20 protein-coding genes are annotated in these 17,506 nt (G+C 68.2%); 9 read left to right on the top strand and 11 right to left on the bottom strand.

Annotated elements, in window-relative coordinates; translation table 11 throughout:
• Window position 1: 1 nt before the first annotated feature.
• On the top strand, window positions 2-190 hold the full coding sequence (locus tag ABL308_10310) for a DUF4169 family protein (protein ID XBQ15351.1): 189 nt from the start codon (window positions 2-4) through the stop codon (window positions 188-190).
• The gene (locus tag ABL308_10305) at window positions 183-404 is read left to right on the top strand and encodes a ribbon-helix-helix domain-containing protein (protein XBQ15350.1); all 222 of its coding nucleotides are present in this window, start codon (window positions 183-185) and stop codon (window positions 402-404) included. The genes ABL308_10310 and ABL308_10305 overlap by 8 nt, the downstream gene beginning before the upstream one ends.
• A gap of 50 nt (window positions 405-454) precedes the next feature.
• Here the strand turns inward: ABL308_10305 and ABL308_10300 are convergent, their stop codons facing one another.
• Together ABL308_10300 and ABL308_10295 are read right to left on the bottom strand one after the other, a co-directional pair.
• Window positions 455-922 (bottom strand): tetratricopeptide repeat protein, encoded by a 468-nt coding sequence (locus tag ABL308_10300; protein XBQ15349.1) that lies wholly within the window; start codon window positions 920-922, stop codon window positions 455-457.
• A 160-nt stretch (window positions 923-1,082) separates the two neighbouring features.
• On the bottom strand, window positions 1,083-2,081 hold the full coding sequence (locus ABL308_10295; protein ID XBQ15348.1) for a M20/M25/M40 family metallo-hydrolase: 999 nt from the start codon (window positions 2,079-2,081) through the stop codon (window positions 1,083-1,085).
• A gap of 83 nt (window positions 2,082-2,164) precedes the next feature.
• Here ABL308_10295 and ABL308_10290 point away from each other — a divergent pair, with 83 nt between their 5' ends.
• The 3 genes from ABL308_10290 (at window position 2,165) to grxD (ending at window position 3,334) form a co-directional block, all read left to right on the top strand.
• The gene (locus ABL308_10290) at window positions 2,165-2,395 is read left to right on the top strand and encodes a BolA family transcriptional regulator (protein ID XBQ15347.1); all 231 of its coding nucleotides are present in this window, start codon (window positions 2,165-2,167) and stop codon (window positions 2,393-2,395) included.
• A gap of 93 nt (window positions 2,396-2,488) precedes the next feature.
• Window positions 2,489-2,971 carry a PAS domain-containing protein gene (locus tag ABL308_10285; protein XBQ15346.1) on the top strand — a complete coding sequence of 161 codons (483 nt, stop codon included), beginning with the start codon at window positions 2,489-2,491 and terminating at the stop codon, window positions 2,969-2,971.
• Between the two features lie 30 nt (window positions 2,972-3,001).
• Window positions 3,002-3,334: a Grx4 family monothiol glutaredoxin gene (gene grxD, locus ABL308_10280; GenBank protein ID XBQ15345.1), complete on the top strand. Its 333-nt coding sequence runs from the start codon at window positions 3,002-3,004 to the stop codon at window positions 3,332-3,334.
• 7 nt (window positions 3,335-3,341) lie between these two features.
• On the opposite strand, the gene ABL308_10275 is transcribed toward grxD, so the two are convergent.
• Window positions 3,342-3,719, bottom strand: a complete 378-nt coding sequence (locus ABL308_10275; GenBank protein XBQ15344.1) for a hypothetical protein — start codon at window positions 3,717-3,719, stop codon at window positions 3,342-3,344.
• Window positions 3,720-3,872: 153 nt separating this feature from the next.
• Between ABL308_10275 and ABL308_10270 the strand changes: the two genes are divergently transcribed.
• The 3 genes from ABL308_10270 to ABL308_10260 are packed head-to-tail and all read left to right on the top strand — an operon-like array spanning window position 3,873 to window position 4,820.
• Window positions 3,873-4,220: a PadR family transcriptional regulator gene (locus tag ABL308_10270; GenBank protein ID XBQ15343.1), complete on the top strand. Its 348-nt coding sequence runs from the start codon at window positions 3,873-3,875 to the stop codon at window positions 4,218-4,220.
• Complete coding sequence (locus ABL308_10265) at window positions 4,213-4,449, top strand: hypothetical protein (GenBank protein ID XBQ15342.1); 237 nt, start codon at window positions 4,213-4,215, stop codon at window positions 4,447-4,449. Before ABL308_10270 ends, ABL308_10265 begins: the two co-directional genes overlap by 8 nt.
• Entirely contained in the window at window positions 4,446-4,820 is a 375-nt protein-coding gene (locus ABL308_10260) for a hypothetical protein (GenBank protein XBQ15341.1), read from the top strand. The genes ABL308_10265 and ABL308_10260 overlap by 4 nt, the downstream gene beginning before the upstream one ends.
• Before the next feature lie 75 nt (window positions 4,821-4,895).
• On the opposite strand, the gene rpsD is transcribed toward ABL308_10260, so the two are convergent.
• From rpsD to ABL308_10245, 3 genes are all read right to left on the bottom strand, one after another.
• Complete coding sequence (gene rpsD / locus ABL308_10255; protein ID XBQ15340.1) at window positions 4,896-5,513, bottom strand: 30S ribosomal protein S4; 618 nt, start codon at window positions 5,511-5,513, stop codon at window positions 4,896-4,898.
• A gap of 167 nt (window positions 5,514-5,680) precedes the next feature.
• On the bottom strand, window positions 5,681-6,346 hold the full coding sequence (locus ABL308_10250; GenBank protein XBQ15339.1) for a hypothetical protein: 666 nt from the start codon (window positions 6,344-6,346) through the stop codon (window positions 5,681-5,683).
• A gap of 61 nt (window positions 6,347-6,407) precedes the next feature.
• The gene (locus ABL308_10245; protein ID XBQ15338.1) at window positions 6,408-7,175 is read right to left on the bottom strand and encodes an RNA methyltransferase; all 768 of its coding nucleotides are present in this window, start codon (window positions 7,173-7,175) and stop codon (window positions 6,408-6,410) included.
• A 166-nt stretch (window positions 7,176-7,341) separates the two neighbouring features.
• On the opposite strand from ABL308_10245, the gene ABL308_10240 reads away from it, so the two are divergent.
• The gene (locus tag ABL308_10240; GenBank protein XBQ15337.1) at window positions 7,342-8,565 is read left to right on the top strand and encodes an NADP-dependent isocitrate dehydrogenase; all 1,224 of its coding nucleotides are present in this window, start codon (window positions 7,342-7,344) and stop codon (window positions 8,563-8,565) included.
• Between the two features lie 56 nt (window positions 8,566-8,621).
• Here the strand turns inward: ABL308_10240 and ABL308_10235 are convergent, their stop codons facing one another.
• The 5 genes from ABL308_10235 to ABL308_10215 form a co-directional block, all read right to left on the bottom strand.
• Entirely contained in the window at window positions 8,622-10,367 is a 1,746-nt protein-coding gene (locus ABL308_10235) for a cation:proton antiporter (protein ID XBQ15336.1), read from the bottom strand.
• Between the two features lie 85 nt (window positions 10,368-10,452).
• Window positions 10,453-10,902, bottom strand: coding sequence for a nuclear transport factor 2 family protein (locus ABL308_10230; GenBank protein XBQ15335.1), 450 nt, complete (start codon window positions 10,900-10,902; stop codon window positions 10,453-10,455).
• A gap of 2 nt (window positions 10,903-10,904) precedes the next feature.
• Window positions 10,905-13,571, bottom strand: coding sequence for an alanine--tRNA ligase (alaS, locus tag ABL308_10225; protein XBQ15334.1), 2,667 nt, complete (start codon window positions 13,569-13,571; stop codon window positions 10,905-10,907).
• 142 nt (window positions 13,572-13,713) lie between these two features.
• Window positions 13,714-14,799, bottom strand: coding sequence for a recombinase RecA (gene recA / locus ABL308_10220; GenBank protein XBQ15333.1), 1,086 nt, complete (start codon window positions 14,797-14,799; stop codon window positions 13,714-13,716).
• Window positions 14,800-14,909: 110 nt separating this feature from the next.
• Window positions 14,910-17,477 (bottom strand): ATP-binding protein, encoded by a 2,568-nt coding sequence (locus tag ABL308_10215; GenBank protein XBQ15332.1) that lies wholly within the window; start codon window positions 17,475-17,477, stop codon window positions 14,910-14,912.
• Between the last annotated feature and the right edge of the window lie 29 nt (window positions 17,478-17,506).

The following is a 17,506-nucleotide window of genomic DNA, read 5'->3' as shown; positions in this document are numbered from 1 at the left end:
GATGACCAAGCCGATCAATCTGCGCCAGGCACGCAAGCGCAAAGCGCGCGAAGACAAGGCGAAAACCGCCCAGGCCAACCGGATCGCGCACGGCACGCCCAAGCCAGTGCGCGATCTGGAAGCCGCGCGGCGGGACAGGCTCACGAAGCTCGTGGACGGTCACAAGCGGGGCGAAGAGGGCGATGCTTGAAAAGCGCTCCATCACCCTGGCCGGGCACGCGACGTCTTTAGCGCTGGAGCCCGAGTTCTGGGCGGTGATCGATGCGGCGCGGGCGGAGGACGGCGTGTCGCTGGCCGGGCTCGTCGCGCGGATCGATGCGGCGCGCGTGGCGCACGATCCCGAACAGCCCCTGTCGAGCGCGGTCCGGGTCTGGGCGCTGCAGCGCGTGCAGAACGCCCGATAAAAAAGGCCGCGAGGGAAGCCCCCGCGGCCCGTTTCAGGGAGAGGAAGGGTCTAGCCCGCGCAGGAGGCCAGCGCGGTGTTGGACGCGACGGCCTCTTCACCGGCGCCGAGTTCGGCGGCGCGCGCGAAGTCTTCGCGCGCGGCGTCCAGATCGCCGGCCAGCCAGAAGGCCGCGCCGCGATTGGTGTAGGCTTCCCAGCGATCGTCGTTCATCGCGATGGCCGCAGCACACGCGTCCGCGGTGCCGGCCGAGCGCTGGTTGGCCAGCGCGGCGCACAGATTGATCTGGGCGGCGGCCTTGTTGCGGCTCGAGGTGCCCGATTCCAGCGCTTCAGTGGCGAAGTGCTCGGCGACGGCCCAGTCGCCGCGCTCGACGCGGCTGGCCGAGGCGCGCACGTCGGAGTTCGCCGAGGACACGCCGACGAACACCGGCTCGGACGGGCACTCCTGAGCTTGCGCGGCCGCACCGGCCAGGCTCAGCGCTGCACCTGCGAAAACAACACGGACGATGGCGGTCATGGCGAAACTCCCTTTGCCGACGACCCGGCGGCGCTCCGCCGGAAAACTGACGCAGAGATAAACCGCTCACTTCAGTTTGAAAAGTGAACGGCGTTTATTTTTCCGAAAATTCACACAGAAACCCGGTTGCTGCAAAGCAGCAGAAACCCGATTTCAGCGCCTATTCCGACGTTTGCGTTCCGCTGCGCTCGGCGAGCCAGTCGTCAGCGCGCTGCGCGAGATCGACCGCGAGATCGACGACGCCGGAATAGAAGTCCGGGTCGATGATGGAGAACTCGTCGCTGGGCTGGTGATAATGCTCGTGATCCTCCACCCCGAGATAGAGGAATGGCGTGCCTGCGGCGTGGAACGGCCCGTGATCGGAGAGCAGCGTCCAGTCCTCGCGCGGGTCGCCGGTGGGCCGGTCATAGCCCGCTTCGAGCCGCACCGAGGCTTCTGCGGCGGCGGCCTGCACCACTGGCAGAAGCTCCGGCGTGTGATAGGTCCCCGCCGCCCAGATATCGCCGTCCGGGCTGTAGCCGAGCATGTCGAGATTGAGCACCAGGCCGATCTCCGGCGCGCCCTCGGGCGGGCTGTCGACCCAGGCGCGCGCGCCGTTCAGCCCGCCCTCCTCGGCGTCGAACGCGATGATCAGCACGTCGGTCGCCGGCGGGTTCGCTCTGAAGGCTTCGGCGACAGCGAGAATCGCCGCGACACCGGACGCATTGTCGTCCGCCCCGTTGAAGATCTCGCCGGTCTCGCCGGGCCCGATATGGTCGTAATGGGCCGTGACGGCGAGCGCAGGTCCCTCGCCGCGCCCCTCGATCAGGCCGGCGAGGTTATATCCGGTCAGCTGCCGCCGCCCTGCCTCGGGGTCGCGGAAATCGATCGGCCGCTCGAAGTCGAACTCGTGGACATAGCCGTCCGCGACCGGCTGAAGACCGATCTCTTCGAAACGCTCCAGCAGGTAGGCGCGCGCGAGCGCATTGCCTTGCGTACCGACCAGCCGGCCCTCCATGACGTCATGGCTCAGCACGCACAGATCGGTGAGCGGCCGGCTCGGCTGATCAAGGCACGCCTCGGTTCCCGCAGGCGCCGCGGCCTGTCCCGCGGGCGGTTCGCCGGCGCAGGCGGTCAGCACGCCGAGGCTCGCTGCGGCGAGAAAGAGTCTCGAGATCATGTCGCGTTCCTTGTATTGGCGCCGGACCGGGCGCCTGACGTATGCTTTCGGTGAGTCGTAGCCGTTAGCGGGAGCCCGCGCCAATGCCGATGAAAGCCGAAGACATCGCCGCCATGATCAAGGAAGGCGTGCCCGGCGCCGAAGTGGAGATCACCGATCTCGCCGGCGACGGCGACCATTACAAGGCGGTCGTCGTGTCGGAAACCTTCGCCGGCATGCCCCGGGTCAAGCAGCACCAGATGGTCTACGCCGCCCTAAAGGGCCGGATGGGCGGGGAGCTTCACGCGCTCGCACTAGAAACACGCACACCCTGAAGCTGAAACTTTGAACACATTGTCAGCCGGCGCGTTGACCCTTGAGGATAATTGTGGATCGGCCGAAAGCCGGTCGCAGCGGAAGGGACCCTAATGCTTATCGACGACCTGTATAAGCAGGTGTTCGAAGCGTCTCCGTTCGGGATGGCAATCATCGACCGCAATCATCGCGTCCTGAGGACCAATGCGGCGATGGACCGGTTCTACGGCCGAAAGGCCGAGCCCGGCGAAACGACCGCGCAGATCGCGCCGCATGTCGCCGAAACGGCGCGGGCCTATATCGACACGGTTTTCCAGACCAAGATGGCGCCCGAGCCCGTCAGGCTGCGCGGCGTCGAGGGCGCAGCGTCGGAATGGCATTGCGCCTTCACGCCGATCGCCGCGGACACCGGCCAGCGCGTGGAGCTGTGCCTGGCGGTGATCTGCGAAGTGCCCGCCCTCGAAGATCACGGCGCGGTGGCGGCGCCGGAGACCGCGCCGCGCCCGATGAGCGTGGACGAACTCGCCGCGGCGTTCGCAGACAACGTGATCGCCCACCCGGCCGCCTTGACCAAGCGCGGCGAGCATTCCACTTAAGGGGCTTCCGAACCGGACGAGGAGAGCCCCATGACCGAAGACGCCACGCTCGAGGCGATCAGGAAAGCCGTCACCGAAAACGACGTCGTCCTGTTCATGAAGGGCACGCCGACCTTCCCGCAATGCGGCTTCTCCTCGGTCGTCGCCCGCGTGCTCGACCACATGCAGGTCGAATACGCCGCCGTGAACGTGCTGGAAGACCCCGCCGTGCGCGAAGGGATCAAGACCTATTCGGAGTGGCCGACCATCCCCCAGCTTTACGTGAAGGGCGAGTTCGTCGGCGGCTGCGACATCGTCAAGGAGATGTTCGAGGCCGGCGAGCTGCAGGCGCTGTTCAAGGAAAAGGGTCTGGCCACGGCCTGACCTCAGCTCAGCGGGCCGGGCGCACCGGATTGACCATCTGCACCTCCGCGCCGTCGGGCAGTCCGAGTTCGTCCTTCGTCCAGACCAGCTCGACGCCTTCGGGCAGATAGGCCCGGCACAGATCTTCTTCGACACGCGTGAGCGCGAGGTCGAACGTCCAGCCGCCCGCACCCGAGCCCGTAACCAGGGTCTCGAAGCTGTCTTTGCTCGTGCAGCCGTTCGACGGGGTGCGCACAACCACCTCGGCGCCTGCGTCCCGCCAGGCGTAGACCTCGGTCAGCGCCGGCTCGGATGCGAGCGAGGATCGCGGCGACGCGGCGGGCGTCTGCGCGCAGGCGGCGATCGCAAGGGCGGCCAGCGCCGCGGCGGCGGTCGATCGATTCATCTTGAACATCCTCGCTTCAGGCCCCTGCGCCGAGGCCGCAGAGACATCAATTCCGCACAGGATACCCGGTTCCGGGACCAGGGGCGATCAGCGCCGAAACCCCTGCGCCAAATATACTTGCATAACATGTATAGCTGCTATACATGATCGCGCATGGACAAGAATATCGACAGTTGGAAGGCGCAATTGCGCAAGGGCTCGGCCGAGCTCGCCGTGCTGGCCGTGATCGGCGGCGGTGAGAAATACGGCATCGAGATCCTGGACCGGATCAGCGGGGTGGAGGGGCTCGGCATATCCGAGGGCACGATCTATCCGCTGCTGAATCGGCTGCAGCGCGAAGGGCGCATCAAGGCGCGCTGGGTGGAGAACCCCGACGGCGGCGTGCCGCGCAAATACTATCGCCTCACCCAGGACGGGGAGGCCGTGTTGCAGACCATGGTCGAGGCCTGGGCGGGTTTCCGCACCGCGCTCGACCGCATCGTGGAGACCCGTGATGGCTGAGCCGGTCCGCTCTGACGCGATCGAGGCCTATCTCAAACGCCTCGAACGCGCCCTCGCCGCCCTGCCCGATCCCGAACGCCGGGAGATCGTCGAGGAGACGCGCTCGCACCTCATCGAGCGCGCAGCCAGGACATTTCCGGCCTCGTCCTTCTGGGCGCGCCGTCCAAAAGCCCGCGGGAATTCCTGCGCGACCAGGCCGCGGCGAAGGTCGAACGCACCGCAGAGATGAGCGAGGCGGACTATGAGCGCGCCAAGGCCGACTGGTACGCCGCCACGATCGCCTACATGGAAGGCGACCCGGCCAGGCGCGATCATCTCGACGTCGACATCGCCCGGCTCGCGCGCGGCGTCGATGCGCCGGTCTTCGTCGTGGAAGGCGGCGCGGACGCCGTGATCGCCCCGCCCCAGGGCGAGGAGCTGGCCGCGATGCTGGACGCGGCGGGAAACCCGGACGTGACCTGGCGGCGCTATCAAAGCGTGAACCACTTCTTCACGCCCCAGCCCGACGGAACCGGCGCCCCGGGCGCCGTCACCGACTTCGGGCTTGATCGGCGCGTCAAGCGCGATGCGCGCGACTGGGTGCTCGACCGGCTGCCGTGAGCCTGCCGGAGCGTCAAACAAAAAGACCCGCCGGATCGCTCCGGCGGGTCTTGTTCGTTTGGGTCGCCCCCGGTTTTACGAGGAGTAGAATTCGACCACGAGGTTGGGTTCCATCTTCACCGGGTACGGGACCTCGGCGAATTCGGGAACGCGCGTGAAGGTGGCCTTCATCGCCTTGGGATCGAGGTCGATATAGTCCGGCACGTCGCGCTCGGGGCTTCCGAGGGCTTCGAGCACCAGGGCCATGTTGCGCGACTTCTCGCGCACTTCGACCACGTCGCCCGGCTTGACCATGTAGGAGGCGATGTTCACGCGCTTGCCGTTCACCTTCACGTGGCCGTGATTGACGAACTGGCGCGCGGAGAACACCGTCGGCACGAACTTGGCGCGATAGACGATCGCGTCCAGGCGGCTTTCAAGCAGACCGATCAGGTTCTCGGCGGTGTTGCCCTTGCGGCGCTGCGCCTCGGTGTAGGTGCGCTTGAACTGCTTCTCGGTGATGTTGCCGTAATAGCCTTTCAGCTTCTGCTTGGCGCGCAGCTGGAGGCCGAAATCGCTCATCTTGCCGGCGCGGCGCTGGCCGTGCTGGCCCGGGCCGTAGGGACGGTTGTTCACCGGGGACTTGGCGCGGCCCCAGATGTTCTCGCCCATGCGGCGGTCGAGCTTGTATTTCTGCGAATGACGCTTCGACATGTCAGTCCTTCTTCGACGCGGCCCGGCGTTGCGCCCTCTTCGCAACGCGATGAAAACGGCGGTCCACGCGTCGTCCGTGAGTGTTGAACGAGCGGTCAGCTTCAAGCTGGCCCCGAGGGAAGCGCGGGTTATGACGGGGCGGACCTGTTAAGTCAACGCCGCCGCGCTCAGCGGGCGGCGAGGCTCGCCTCGCATGTCGCCTGATCGATCGCTTCAGGCTGGATCGTCACGCGCAGCTCGCGCACCAGAAGCACCCGGTCCGCGCCTTCCACGTCCGGCCAGACGCCGACGGATTCGACCCCGTTGGTCGGCGCGTCGGGCCGCACCCGCCAGCAGAAACCTACGGTACGAAACTCCTCGCTCACCGGCACAGGGCGCCAGCCTGAATCTCCGCCCCCGGTCGTGAAATAGCCCAGCCGCGCCTCGGTCAGCTCCGAGCCGGGCTCGGCGCGAAGCTCGGCCTCCACCTTCAGAAGCCGGCCGATGACCGCCGCCTCGAACTCGGGCGGGATGATCGCGGCGACGCCGGCGGACAGCCGGCCGGCGGCTTCAAGGCTCGCGCTCGCGCGCATCCGCGCCAGCGGCTCCATCGCGCCGGTGACGAGCTGGACCGATGTTCCCGGCCCCGGCACCAGCTGGCCCAGCGCCGGACCGGTCATCAGATACTGCGTGTCGGTGACGATCGGGTCCTGACCGGTCGGGCGATAGGTCATGGCGAGCATGATCAGCCCGGCGAACACCGCCGCCGCAACGGGCAGAAACGCCCAGTCGGGCAGAGAGAACCGCCCGAGCCCGCCGCCCCGCTTCCGCATCGATGTCGCCTGATCAGCCATGCACGCACTCCTTGAGCGCCATCCCTAGCCGAGATCGCACCGGCGCGGAACAGGGGCGAGCCTAATCCTCCCGCACGACCCGCGCTTTTCCTCTGCCGATCGCCAGCGCCTTGATCGCGCCGCGAAAGGTACGCACTTCCTGGCTGGTCAGGCCGCCGCGGGCGAAGGCGTTTATGAGGTTCTGCATCATCAGGGGCGTCTTCTCGGGCGGGTAGAAGAAGCCCGCCCGGTCGAGTTCGTCATGGAGATGGGCGTAGAGCCCGTCGAGCTCGGCCTGGCTCGCCCGGTCCTCCAGCGGCGCCCAGGCGTCTGGGACGGGATCGCCGGCGCGCCATTCGTGGGCCAGCACGCCGCAGGCCATGGCGAGGTTGAGCGAGGTGAAGTCGGGGTCCACCGGCAGGCTGATCACCGCCCGCGCGATCTGGATCTCGGTGTTGGAATGGCCCGACTTCTCCGCGCCGAACATCACCCCGGCGCGCTGACCGGCCGCGATCGTCCCGCGGATCTCGGCCATCGCCTGCCGGCCGGTCATCACCGGCTTGACCATCTGGCGCGGCGTTCCGGTGGTGGCGTAGAGGACATGGCAGTCTGCGGTGGCGGCTTCGAGCGTGTCGAAGACTTCGGCGGTCTCGAGCACTTTCGAGCCCGCCGCCATCGTCTCTGCGGCCGGGTTGGGCCAGCCGTCGCGCGGCGCGACGATCCTCAGCCGCGCGATCGCGAAATTGCCCATCACGCGGGCGACCGCGCCGATGTTCTCGCCCAGCTGGGGGCGGCAAAGGATGAAGACGGGGCTGTCGTCCATGATCTTCGACCGGAGCTGAGCCGACACGCCGGTTCAGGCGTTTCGACGAAAGACGGACGGGAAGCCTGCGCCCCCGCCCTTTTTCTGAAGGGTACGCGGTGCTAGACACCGCCGCGACATCCGTCCACCCCCGCGCGCGGCGCGCCGCAGGCCCGACCCCGCGCGCACGGCCCGCAAGATGAAAGACCAAGGCATGGCGAAGATCAAAGTCGACAACCCGGTCGTCGAACTCGACGGCGACGAGATGACCCGGATCATCTGGAAGCTGATCAAGGACAAGCTGATCCTTCCCTATCTCGACATTGATCTGAAGTATTACGACCTGTCGATCCAGAAACGCGACGAGACCGACGACCAGATCACCCGCGACGCCGCCGAGGCGATCAAGGAGCACGGCGTAGGCGTGAAATGCGCCACGATCACGCCTGACGAAGCCCGCGTCGAGGAATTCGGCCTGAAGAAGATGTGGAAGTCGCCGAACGGCACCATCCGGAACATTCTGGGCGGGGTGGTCTTCCGCGAGCCGATCGTGATCAAGAACGTGCCGCGCCTGGTTCCCGGCTGGACCAAGCCCATCGTGATCGGCCGTCACGCCTTCGGCGATCAGTACAAGGCCACCGACATGCGCGTGCCCGGCCCGGGCAAGCTGACGCTGACCTTCACGCCTGAAGACGGCGGCGAGCCGATCACCCACGAGGTGTTCGAGTTCGAAAGCCCCGGCGTCGCCATGGGCATGTACAATGTCGACGAAAGCATTCGCGACTTCGCCCGCGCCTCGCTGCGCTATGGCCTGGATCGCGGCTGGCCGGTCTATCTGTCGACCAAGAACACGATCATGAAGGCGTATGACGGCCGCTTCAAAGACATCTTCCAGGACGTGTATGAGGCCGAGTTCAAGGCCGAGTTCGAGAAAAAGAAGATCACCTACGAGCACCGCCTGATCGACGACATGGTCGCTGCGGCGATGAAGTGGAACGGCGGCTTCGTCTGGGCGTGCAAGAACTATGACGGCGACGTGCAGTCCGACACTGTGGCGCAAGGCTTCGGCTCTCTGGGCCTGATGACCTCGGTGCTGATGACCCCGGACGGCAAGACCGTCGAGGCCGAGGCCGCGCACGGCACGGTCACTCGTCACTACCGCCAGCATCAGCGCGGCGAGAAGACCTCGACGAACTCCATCGCCTCGATCTTCGCCTGGACCCAGGCCCTGCATCATCGTGGCCGCATGGACGGCAACGAGGACGTCATGGCCTTCGCCCAGCGGCTCGAGCAGACGGTCGTGCGCACCGTCGAGCAGGGCTACATGACCAAGGATCTCGCCCTTCTGGTCGGCGACCAGCAAGGCTGGCTCTCCACCGAGGGCTTCCTGGACACCGTCGCGGACCGCTTCGCCGAAGCGATGAGCGATCTGGTCTAGGGCCGGCTCTATCCGAAACGAACACGGCCGGGCGGAGACGCCCGGCCGTTTTCGTTTCAGCCCTCCGATGCTCCGCGGGCGTATTCGTCCTCGCGTTCCTGGGCGAGGCGGTCGCGGACGGTTTCGGGCGGCAGGCCGAAGGCTTCCAGCGCGCGGCCGGCGAGCTGAAGCGCGGCTTCGATCGCTTCGGGAGTGACGTGGGTGGCGCCGGCCTTCATCAGGCGCACGGCGTGCTCGCCGTCGCGGGCGCGGGCGAGGATCGGCGCGTCCGATCTGAGTTCGCGGATCGCGCCGACCATGGCGCAGGCCTTGTCCGGGTCGTCGACCGTGACGGCGAAGAGTTCGGCGCCGCGGGCGCCGGCCTTGGCGAGGATCTCAGGGTGGGACGCGTCGCCGTAATAGGCCCGCCAGCCGTCCCTGCGGGCGTGCGCGACGCGGGCGGCGTTACGGTCGAGACCGATGATCTCCACCTGTTCAGTCTCCAGCACGCGCGCGATCGCCCGGCCCACCCGGCCCATGCCGGCGATGACGACATGGCCTTCGAGCTCGGAAAAATCCTCGATCCCTGGCGCGTCCGGCGTGGGTTCAGGCGCGAAGCGTGCGGCGGCGAGCTTTCCGAGCTTGCCCATGGCCGGGGTGAGCAGCATGGAGAGGCCCGCGATGGCGGACACGATGGTCGCCGTCTCGCGATCGACCACGCCCCCGGCGCCCGCCGCGGCGAGGATCACGAAGACGAACTCGCCGGCCGGGGCCAGCAGGAACGCCGCTTCGATCGACAGGCCCCGCCCGCCCGCGAACAGGCGCAGCGCGGCGTAGGCGATGATGAGCTTCACCGCCAGCATGGCGAAAAGCCCGCCGATCACCACGGCGAAATTCGCCCAGACCGCGCCGAGATCGAGCGACAGGCCGACCGTGGTGAAGAACACCCCGAGCAGCAGGCCCTTGAACGGTTCGAGGTCGACCTCGGCCTGGTGCTTGAACTCGGTCTCGCCCAGCAGGAGCCCGGCGAGGAAGGCGCCGAGCGCCAGACTCAGCCCCGCTTCGGCGGTGAGCAGCGAGGCGCCCACCACCGTGGCGAACACGATCGCCATCATCAGGTCGCGCCCGCCGGCTTTCGCCGCGAGGCGGAAGACCGGTTTGAGCAGGTACCGCCCCGCGAAGATGATCACGCCGATCGCGATGGCGCCCTGCACGAGCGCTTCGAGCAGGACCACGCCCACCCCGCCGGAGCCCAGCGTGTCGCGCGCCAGAAAGCCTGTGAGGATGAGGATCGGGGCGACCAGAATGTCCTGCATCAGAAGAACGGCGAGCGAGGCCCGGCCCACCGGCGTGGCGGCCCGGCGCTCTTCGGCCAGGATCTGCATGACGATCGCGGTGGAGCTGAGCGCCAGAGCGAGGCCGACCACGACGGCGGCCGGCGCGGCGAGCCCGATCCAGACGCAGGCCGCCCCGATCGCCAGCGCGCTCAGCCCCGACTGCAGACCGCCAGCGCCGAACACCGCGCGCCGGAGCGCCCAGAGCCGCTGAAAGCTCAGCTCGAGACCCAGAAGAAAGAGCAGGAACAATACGCCGAGTTCGGCGAAGGGTGCGGCGGCCTCGGGGTTGGAGATGGTCACCCAGTCCAGCACCGGCCATCGCTCCGAGAGCCCGCCGAGCGCGTAGGGCCCGAGCGCCACGCCCGCGATGAGAAACCCGAGCACGGCGGAGATCTTCAGCCGCTTGAAGGCGGGCACGACGACGCCCGCGGCGACGAGAAACACCGCCGCGTCCTTCAGCCAGACGTCATGACCTTCGACCGCCATGCGGCCCTCCCCCGGGATTCGCTCAGCTAGGAGCCTAGCGCGTCCGCCGCCCCGGAGCATCAGCGGTGCGGCCGGAGGCGTGCGGCTAATCGGCGCCTGCGGCGCGCGACAGGGTGACGAAGACCTCGGACGCGATCTTCCAGCCGTCCGCCTCGAAGCGCCATTTGGCGAAATAGGCGCCCGAATAGCGCATCCCGACGCCGTCGGACGACCAGGCGCCGCGCCAGCGCCCGGTCTCTGCGGCGAGACGGCCGTCCTCGGCGACGTCGATGCGTCGGGGCGCGCGCACATAGGCCACGTCCGGCGCCTGGGAAACCAGCGACCGCCAGGCCTCGATCTGGGCCTCGCGCCCGTCGATGAGCGCGGCGTCGTCGCCGGGCGTCAGCGTGCAATCTGCGCACAACACCGCTTCGACGGCGCCGTAATCGCGATCGGCGAGCGCCTGATTGAAGGCGGCGCGTGCTGCGGCGATCTCCCGGGCGGCCGTCCGGTCGCCGGTCATCTGAACGTCGCCGCCGCTCTTTGCCTTGCGCATGCTCAGGCCGCGGGGACCGAGGCGAGCGCTTCACGGATCGCCGCGAGCGCGTCGTCGGCCCTGGAGCCGTCGGGGCCGCCGGCCTGCGCGAAGTCGGGCCGGCCGCCCCCGCCCTTGCCGCCCACGGCCGCAGAGCCGGCGCGGACCAGCTCGACCGCGTCGACCCGGCCGGCGAGATCGTCGGTGACTCCCACGGCCAGCGCCGCCTTGCCGTCCACCACGCCCACGAACGCAGCAACGCCCGAGCCCATGGCCTGGCGCGCTTCGTCGACGAGGCCGCGCAGATCCCTGCCGCCGACGCCCTCGACGACGCGGCCGGTGAATTTAAGCCCGGCGATCTCTTCAGGGCCCGGCGCGGCCGCAGCCGAACCGCCGCCCATGGCGAGCTTCTTCTTCGCTTCGGCCAGCTCGCGATCGAGTTTCTTGCGCTCGTCCTGAAGCGCGGCGATGCGCTCGGCGAGTTCGGCGGTCGGCACTTTCAGGCGGTTCGCCGCCTCCCGCGCGCGGGCCGCTTCGGTCTCCAGCCACTGGCGGGCGGCTTCGCCGGTCAGCGCTTCCACGCGGCGCACGCCGGCGCTGACCGCGCTGTCGGACACGATCTTGAACAGCGCGATGTCGCCGGTGCGGGCGACATGCGTGCCGCCGCACAGCTCGACCGAATAGGCCTTGCCGCCGTCTTCGAGCGCGCGGCCCAGGGTCAGCACGCGCACGCTGTCGCCGTATTTTTCGCCGAACAGGGCCAGCGCGCCGGCCTCGATCGCCGCGTCAGGGCTCATCTCGCGAATATCGCCCGCCGCGTTCTGGCGAATGACCGCGTTGACCTGGGCTTCGATCGCAGCGGTCTCCTCGGCGGTCAGCGCCTTGCCGTGCGAGAAGTCGAAGCGCAGCCGGTCGGGCCCCACATAGGAGCCCTTCTGGGTCACGTGCGGGCCGAGCACGTCACGCAGCGCGGCGTGCAGAAGGTGGGTCGCGGAGTGGTTGGACTTGGTCTTCGCCCGCCGCTCGCCGTCGATCTTCAGCACCGCGCCGAGACCGGGCTCGATCCGTCCCGCCTCCAGCCTGCCCAGATGGGCGTAGAGCGCGCCGGCGCGCTTCTGCGTGTCGGAGACGCGGAAGATCGCGCCGTTCTCGAACTCGATCACGCCGCTATCGCCGATCTGACCGCCGCCTTCGGCGTAGAACGGGGTGCGGTCGAACACGAGCGCGGCGTCTTCGCCTTCGGTCAGGTGATCGGCTTCCGCGCCGCCGGCGACGATCGCGCGCAAGGCGCCGTTCGCTTCCTCGGCGGCGTAGCCGACAAAGCCGGTTTCGGCCAGCCTGGCCTTGAGATCGAACCAGAGCGACTCGGTCGCTGCATCGCCCGAGCCCGACCAGCTCGCGCGGGCGTCGGCCTTCTGCTTGGCCATCGCTTTTTCAAACCCGGCGGTGTCCACCGTCAGGCCCTTGGCGCGCAGCGCGTCCTGGGTCAGATCGAGCGGAAAGCCGTACGTGTCGTAGAGCTTGAACGCCGTCTCGCCAGGCAGCGCCTCGCCTTCGGAGAGCCCTTCGGCGGCCTCTTCAAGCAGGCTCAGCCCGCGGCCGAGCGTGCGCTGGAAGCGCTCCTCCTCGGCACGCAGCGTCTCGGTGATCACCGGAAGCGCGCGTTCGAGCTCGGGGAAGGCGTCGCCCATTTCCGCCGCCAGCGTCGGCGCGAGCGTGTGCATGACCGGTTCGCTCGCGCCCAGAAGGTGCGCATGGCGCATGGCCCGGCGCATGATCCGGCGCAGCACGTAGCCGCGGCCTTCGTTCGACGGGCTGACCCCGTCGGCCATCAGGAAGCACGAGGAGCGCAGATGGTCGGCGATCACCCGGTGGCTCGCCGCCTGAGGGCCTTCGGCCTTCGACTTCAGCGCCTCCTGGGAGGCGCCGATCAGCGTCTTGAACAGGTCCACGTCGTAATTGTCGTGCACACCCTGAAGCACCGCGGCGATACGCTCGAGGCCCATGCCGGTGTCGATCGAGGGTTTGGGCAGGTCCTTGCGCGAGCCGTCCGCCTGCTGGTCGAACTGCATGAAGACCAGGTTCCAGATCTCGATGAACCGGTCGCCGTCCTCGTCGGGGCTTCCCGGAGGGCCGCCGGGGATGTGGTCGCCGTGATCGTAGAAGATCTCCGAGCACGGCCCGCACGGACCGGTGTCGCCCATCGACCAGAAGTTATCGCTGGTCGCGATGCGGATGATCTTGTCGTCGGAGAAGCCCGAGACCTTCTTCCAGATCGCCGCCGCCTCGTCGTCGTCGGCGTAGACGGTGACGAGAAGCTTCTCGGGGTTCAAACCGAACTCGCGCGTGACCAGCCGCCAGGAATACTCGATCGCCTCGGCCTTGAAGTAATCGCCGAACGAGAAATTTCCGAGCATCTCGAAGAAGGTGTGGTGCCGGGCGGTGTAGCCGACATTGTCGAGATCGTTGTGCTTGCCGCCCGCGCGCACGCATTTCTGCGAGCTCGCCGCGCGCGGATTGTCACGCCGCTCCACGCCGGTGAACACGTTCTTGAACGGCACCATGCCGGCGTTGACGAACAGAAGCGTCGGATCGTCCTGGGGCACCAGCGGCGCGGACTGAACGACGTCATGGCCTTGCCCGGCGAAGAAGTCGAGGAATTGGCGGCGAATGTCGCGCAAGGCGGTCATCAGGCTCTCCGTGCGCCGTCGCGGCGCTCACGTCGGGTCGCGGGCCTCGCCCGCATCGATTTGCTGGCGCACATATACGAACGCGCGCCCGGCTTCGCCAAGCGCGCGTTCCAGATTTTCACGCCGTGGCTGAAATAACAGCCTAGCCGACCGCTTCGTCCGGGCCTTCGTCGGCGTCAGGTTCCGGCCCGCCGAGCATCTCCTCGGCGATGAGCCCGGCGTTCGAGCGCACCTTGCGCTCGATGGCGTCGGCGATCTCGGTGTTCTCGATCAGGAATTTGCGCGCGTTCTCGCGGCCCTGGCCGATGCGCTGGCTGTCGTAGGAATACCATGAGCCGGACTTCTCGATGATATTGCCCTTCACGCCCAGATCGAGCAGTTCGCCGGTCTTGGAGATGCCTTCGCCGTAAAGGATGTCGAACTCGACCTCGCGGAAGGGCGGAGCGACCTTGTTCTTGACCACCTTGACCTTGGTCTGGTTGCCGATGACCTCGTCACGGTCCTTGATCGCGCCGATGCGGCGGATGTCGAGACGGACCGAGGAGTAGAATTTCAGCGCGTTGCCGCCGGTCGTGGTTTCGGGGCTTCCGAACATCACGCCGATCTTCATGCGGATCTGGTTGATGAAGATCACCAGACAGTTCGACTTCGAGATCGAGCCGGTGAGCTTCCTCAGCGCCTGGCTCATCAGGCGGGCCTGAAGACCGGGCAGCGAATCGCCCATCTCGCCTTCAAGCTCGGCGCGCGGGGTCAGGGCGGCGACGGAGTCGATGACCAGCACGTCGATCGCGCCGGACCGCACCAGCGTATCCGCGATCTCGAGCGCCTGTTCGCCAGCGTCGGGCTGGGAGACCAGGAGCTCGTTCACGTCCACGCCGAGCTTGCGGGCGTAGATCGGGTCGAGCGCATGTTCGGCGTCCACGAAGGCGGCGGTGCCGCCGGCCTTCTGGCATTCGGCGACGGTGTGGAGCGCGAGCGTGGTCTTGCCCGAGCTTTCAGGCCCGTAGATCTCGATGATCCGGCCCTTGGGCAGGCCGCCGACGCCCAGCGCGATGTCCAGACCCAGCGAGCCGGTCGAGATCGCCTCGATATTCTGGTTCGGACGGGCGCCCAGCTTCATCACCGAGCCCTTGCCGAAGGCCCGATCGATCTGGGAGAGGGCCGCGTCGAGCGCTTTCTGCTTGTCCATGTCGCCGTCTTTCACCACTTGAAGCTTCGCCTGAGCCATCGTCCTCACCCTTATTCCACGCTCCGCCCGAGTCGGGCAACGCAGCTATCCGTACCGGTTTCGTTCCGCGAACGCAACAGGAACATTAAAAGGGCCGGCGAACACCCGGCTCAGGCGCGCGCCGCGTCGAGCTCGGTCTTCACCCGCTCGGCGAGCTGCTGGATGTCGAAGGGCTTGGGCAGGAAGGAGATATCGAGATCGGACGACAGCCGGTCGGAGAACTCCTCCTCGGCGTAGCCGGAGATGAACACCACGCGCGCGGCGCCCAGATGCGGCCGCGCTTCGTCGAGCAGGGTCGGCCCGTCCATGCCGGGCATCACCACGTCGGAGATCAGAAGATCGAACGTGCCGGGGTTCTCCTCAAGGATCTCCAGCGCCTCCTCGCCGTCACAGGCTTCGACCACTTCATAGCCGCGCCGGGCCAGCGTCTTGGCTGCGATCGCGCGCACCGCGTCCTCGTCCTCGACCAGCAGGATCCGGCCGTGGCCCGCGAGGTCGGCGGGTTTGGGTTCGGCGGTCTTCTTCTCGGTCTCCGCTTCGATCTCGGCGGTTTCCTCCACGGTCGGCGCGTGACCGGGCAGATAGATCGAGAAGGTGGTGCCCACGCCCGGCTCGGACTGCACGGCGAGATGGCCGCCGGACTGCTGGACGATGCCGTACACGGTGGCGAGACCCAGGCCGGTCCCCTCCCCGGTCGCCTTGGTGGTGAAGAAGGGCTCGAAGATCTTCTTCCGCGTGGCGTCGTCCATGCCGCAGCCGGTGTCGGCGACATGGATCGCCGCCCAGGCGCCCTCGCGCGGCTCGGCCGCGCCGGCCGCGCGCACGGCTTCTGCGTCGACCGCTTCGGTGGTGATGGTCAGCGTGCCGCCGCCCTTGGACCTCATGGCGTCCCGAGCGTTCGTGGCGAGATTGACCAGAATGTTGTCGATCTGGTTGCGGTCGGCGCGGACCATGGGCAGGTCGCGGCCGTGGCGAACCTCTAGCTTCACCGTCTCTTCGAGGATCTGGTCGAGCATGACCGAGCAGTCCGACAGCACGTCGGCGACGTCGAACACGGTCATGCGGAAGGTCTGCTTGGAGGAGAAGGCGAGCAACTTCTTCACCAGGGCGGCCTGGCGCACGGCGGTGGAGTTGATCTGCTGCAGGTCCTGATAGCTCGGATCGCCGACCGGATGGCGATTGAGCAGCTCGCCGACATTGAGCCGGATCGCGGTGAGCATGTTGTTGAAATCGTGCGCCACGCCGCTGGCGAGCTGGCCGACCGCCTGCATCTTGCCGGCGTGCGCGACCTGGGATTCCAGCGCCTTCCAGGCCGAGACGTCGACCACATAAGCCGCGCGCTTGCCGCCGCGGGCGGGCGCGAGGAAGACGTGGACGGGCTTGTCTTCATGGCCCATGCGCGCCTCTCCAGGCTCGCCACTGCCCGACAGCGCCCGTTCGAAGGCGGCTTCGAGCGCATCGCCGGCCTCGAACAGCTCGGCGAATTTCGCTCCCGGAACGGCCGCCCCGCCCGAAAGCTGAAGCAGCGCGGGGTTGGCGTCCTCGATCATCGCGTTCATCGGATCGGCGGCGTCCAGGCGCGCCACGCCGAAGGGCGCGGAGGCGAACATGTCGTCGAAAGTGCGCCCGGGCTTCGCGCCGGAGGTCCTGGCGATCTGAGCCAGCCCCGGAGGCGCGCCTGTCGCGCTGAGCCCGTAGACCACGCAGCGCGCGAGCGCAGGCCGCTCGTCGCCCCATTCGATGCCGAGCACGATCGGGCTCTCCACCCCTTCGCGCGCGACCAGCCGGGCGTCCAGGCGCACCGGGCCGTCCGACCCGCGCGAGCGGGCGAAGGCGGCCGCGCCGTCGCCGGCCAGGAAATCCTTGAGCTTGAGCGGCTGGGTCTCGCCCGCCCCGATCCAGCCGCGAAGCGTCGTGTTCGCGCCCAGAACCCGGCCTTCGGCGTCGGCCAGAAACAGGCCCACCGGGGCGCGCTCGGCCCAGTCCGGCGCGTGATCGACCGCAGACCCGGCCTCGTCACGAGCGACCTGGAAGCGCCAGACGGCGCCGCCGCGCGTCATCGGCGAGGCTTCGGCGACATAGACCGCCGCGCCTTCGGGACCGAATTCCAGCCGGCCGACCTGTTCGCTCGCCCGCTCGCCGTTCGCTGCAGCGCGCGCAAGCCGGTAGATCGCGCCTGCGCCCGCACCGGAGAACAGCCGCTCGGGCGGGCTCAGTACGCCCAGGCCCGCGCCCGGATCACCGGCTTCGCACAGCGCGCGGTAGGCGGCGTTGGCCTGCACCGGTCGGCCGTCGGGCGCGGTGACCAGCACAGGATCGGAGATCGCGTCGAGCGCGGCGGACGCCAGCGTGGGCGCGCCGGCGGCGGGCGCTGCGGGCGCGTTGAGCGCGCGTCCAGCGGCCTCACCGGCGGCGAGCGCATACATTAAAAGCAGCGCCACGCAGGCGATGCCCGACAGAAGCACCACGCCGTGCCAGCCTGCACCCGCGCCGGCGATGATCGCCACCGCTGCTGCGGCCAGCGCCATCAGGCTCGCCGCCCAGAACAGCACCCGGACCAGAGGCCGGGCCATCATCCCCTCGCGCGGTCTGGCGGGCTGAGCGGGCGCCTCGGCGCGCGTTTCAGCGGGCGCGTCCTGCGCGTCGTCGGTTTCGGGGCGGGCGGAGACGTCGGTCATGGGCGGGCTCCGGTCGGGCCAGACACTGC

Origin of the sequence: Oceanicaulis sp., from assembly GCA_040112665.1 — a bacterium.
Taxonomy (GTDB): domain Bacteria; phylum Pseudomonadota; class Alphaproteobacteria; order Caulobacterales; family Maricaulaceae; genus Oceanicaulis.
This window is presented reverse-complemented; position numbering and strand designations above follow the sequence as displayed.

What these genes read in the sequence shown, in the direction of transcription:
- grxD (XBQ15345.1), top strand. Translation starts at nt 3,002, where the DNA reads ATGACCGAAGACGCCACGCTCGAGGCGATCAGGAAAGCCGTCACCGAA.
- ABL308_10305 (XBQ15350.1), top strand. Translation starts at nt 183, where the DNA reads ATGCTTGAAAAGCGCTCCATCACCCTGGCCGGGCACGCGACGTCTTTA.
- recA (XBQ15333.1), bottom strand. Translation starts at nt 14,799, where the DNA reads ATGGCTCAGGCGAAGCTTCAAGTGGTGAAAGACGGCGACATGGACAAG.
- ABL308_10295 (XBQ15348.1), bottom strand. Translation starts at nt 2,081, where the DNA reads ATGATCTCGAGACTCTTTCTCGCCGCAGCGAGCCTCGGCGTGCTGACC.
- ABL308_10290 (XBQ15347.1), top strand. Translation starts at nt 2,165, where the DNA reads ATGCCGATGAAAGCCGAAGACATCGCCGCCATGATCAAGGAAGGCGTG.
- ABL308_10230 (XBQ15335.1), bottom strand. Translation starts at nt 10,902, where the DNA reads ATGCGCAAGGCAAAGAGCGGCGGCGACGTTCAGATGACCGGCGACCGG.
- ABL308_10235 (XBQ15336.1), bottom strand. Translation starts at nt 10,367, where the DNA reads ATGGCGGTCGAAGGTCATGACGTCTGGCTGAAGGACGCGGCGGTGTTT.
- rpsD (XBQ15340.1), bottom strand. Translation starts at nt 5,513, where the DNA reads ATGTCGAAGCGTCATTCGCAGAAATACAAGCTCGACCGCCGCATGGGC.
- ABL308_10250 (XBQ15339.1), bottom strand. Translation starts at nt 6,346, where the DNA reads ATGGCTGATCAGGCGACATCGATGCGGAAGCGGGGCGGCGGGCTCGGG.
- ABL308_10215 (XBQ15332.1), bottom strand. Translation starts at nt 17,477, where the DNA reads ATGACCGACGTCTCCGCCCGCCCCGAAACCGACGACGCGCAGGACGCG.
- ABL308_10300 (XBQ15349.1), bottom strand. Translation starts at nt 922, where the DNA reads ATGACCGCCATCGTCCGTGTTGTTTTCGCAGGTGCAGCGCTGAGCCTG.
- ABL308_10260 (XBQ15341.1), top strand. Translation starts at nt 4,446, where the DNA reads ATGAGCGAGGCGGACTATGAGCGCGCCAAGGCCGACTGGTACGCCGCC.
- ABL308_10275 (XBQ15344.1), bottom strand. Translation starts at nt 3,719, where the DNA reads ATGAATCGATCGACCGCCGCCGCGGCGCTGGCCGCCCTTGCGATCGCC.
- alaS (XBQ15334.1), bottom strand. Translation starts at nt 13,571, where the DNA reads ATGACCGCCTTGCGCGACATTCGCCGCCAATTCCTCGACTTCTTCGCC.
- ABL308_10285 (XBQ15346.1), top strand. Translation starts at nt 2,489, where the DNA reads ATGCTTATCGACGACCTGTATAAGCAGGTGTTCGAAGCGTCTCCGTTC.
- ABL308_10265 (XBQ15342.1), top strand. Translation starts at nt 4,213, where the DNA reads ATGGCTGAGCCGGTCCGCTCTGACGCGATCGAGGCCTATCTCAAACGC.
- ABL308_10310 (XBQ15351.1), top strand. Translation starts at nt 2, where the DNA reads ATGACCAAGCCGATCAATCTGCGCCAGGCACGCAAGCGCAAAGCGCGC.
- ABL308_10240 (XBQ15337.1), top strand. Translation starts at nt 7,342, where the DNA reads ATGGCGAAGATCAAAGTCGACAACCCGGTCGTCGAACTCGACGGCGAC.
- ABL308_10270 (XBQ15343.1), top strand. Translation starts at nt 3,873, where the DNA reads ATGGACAAGAATATCGACAGTTGGAAGGCGCAATTGCGCAAGGGCTCG.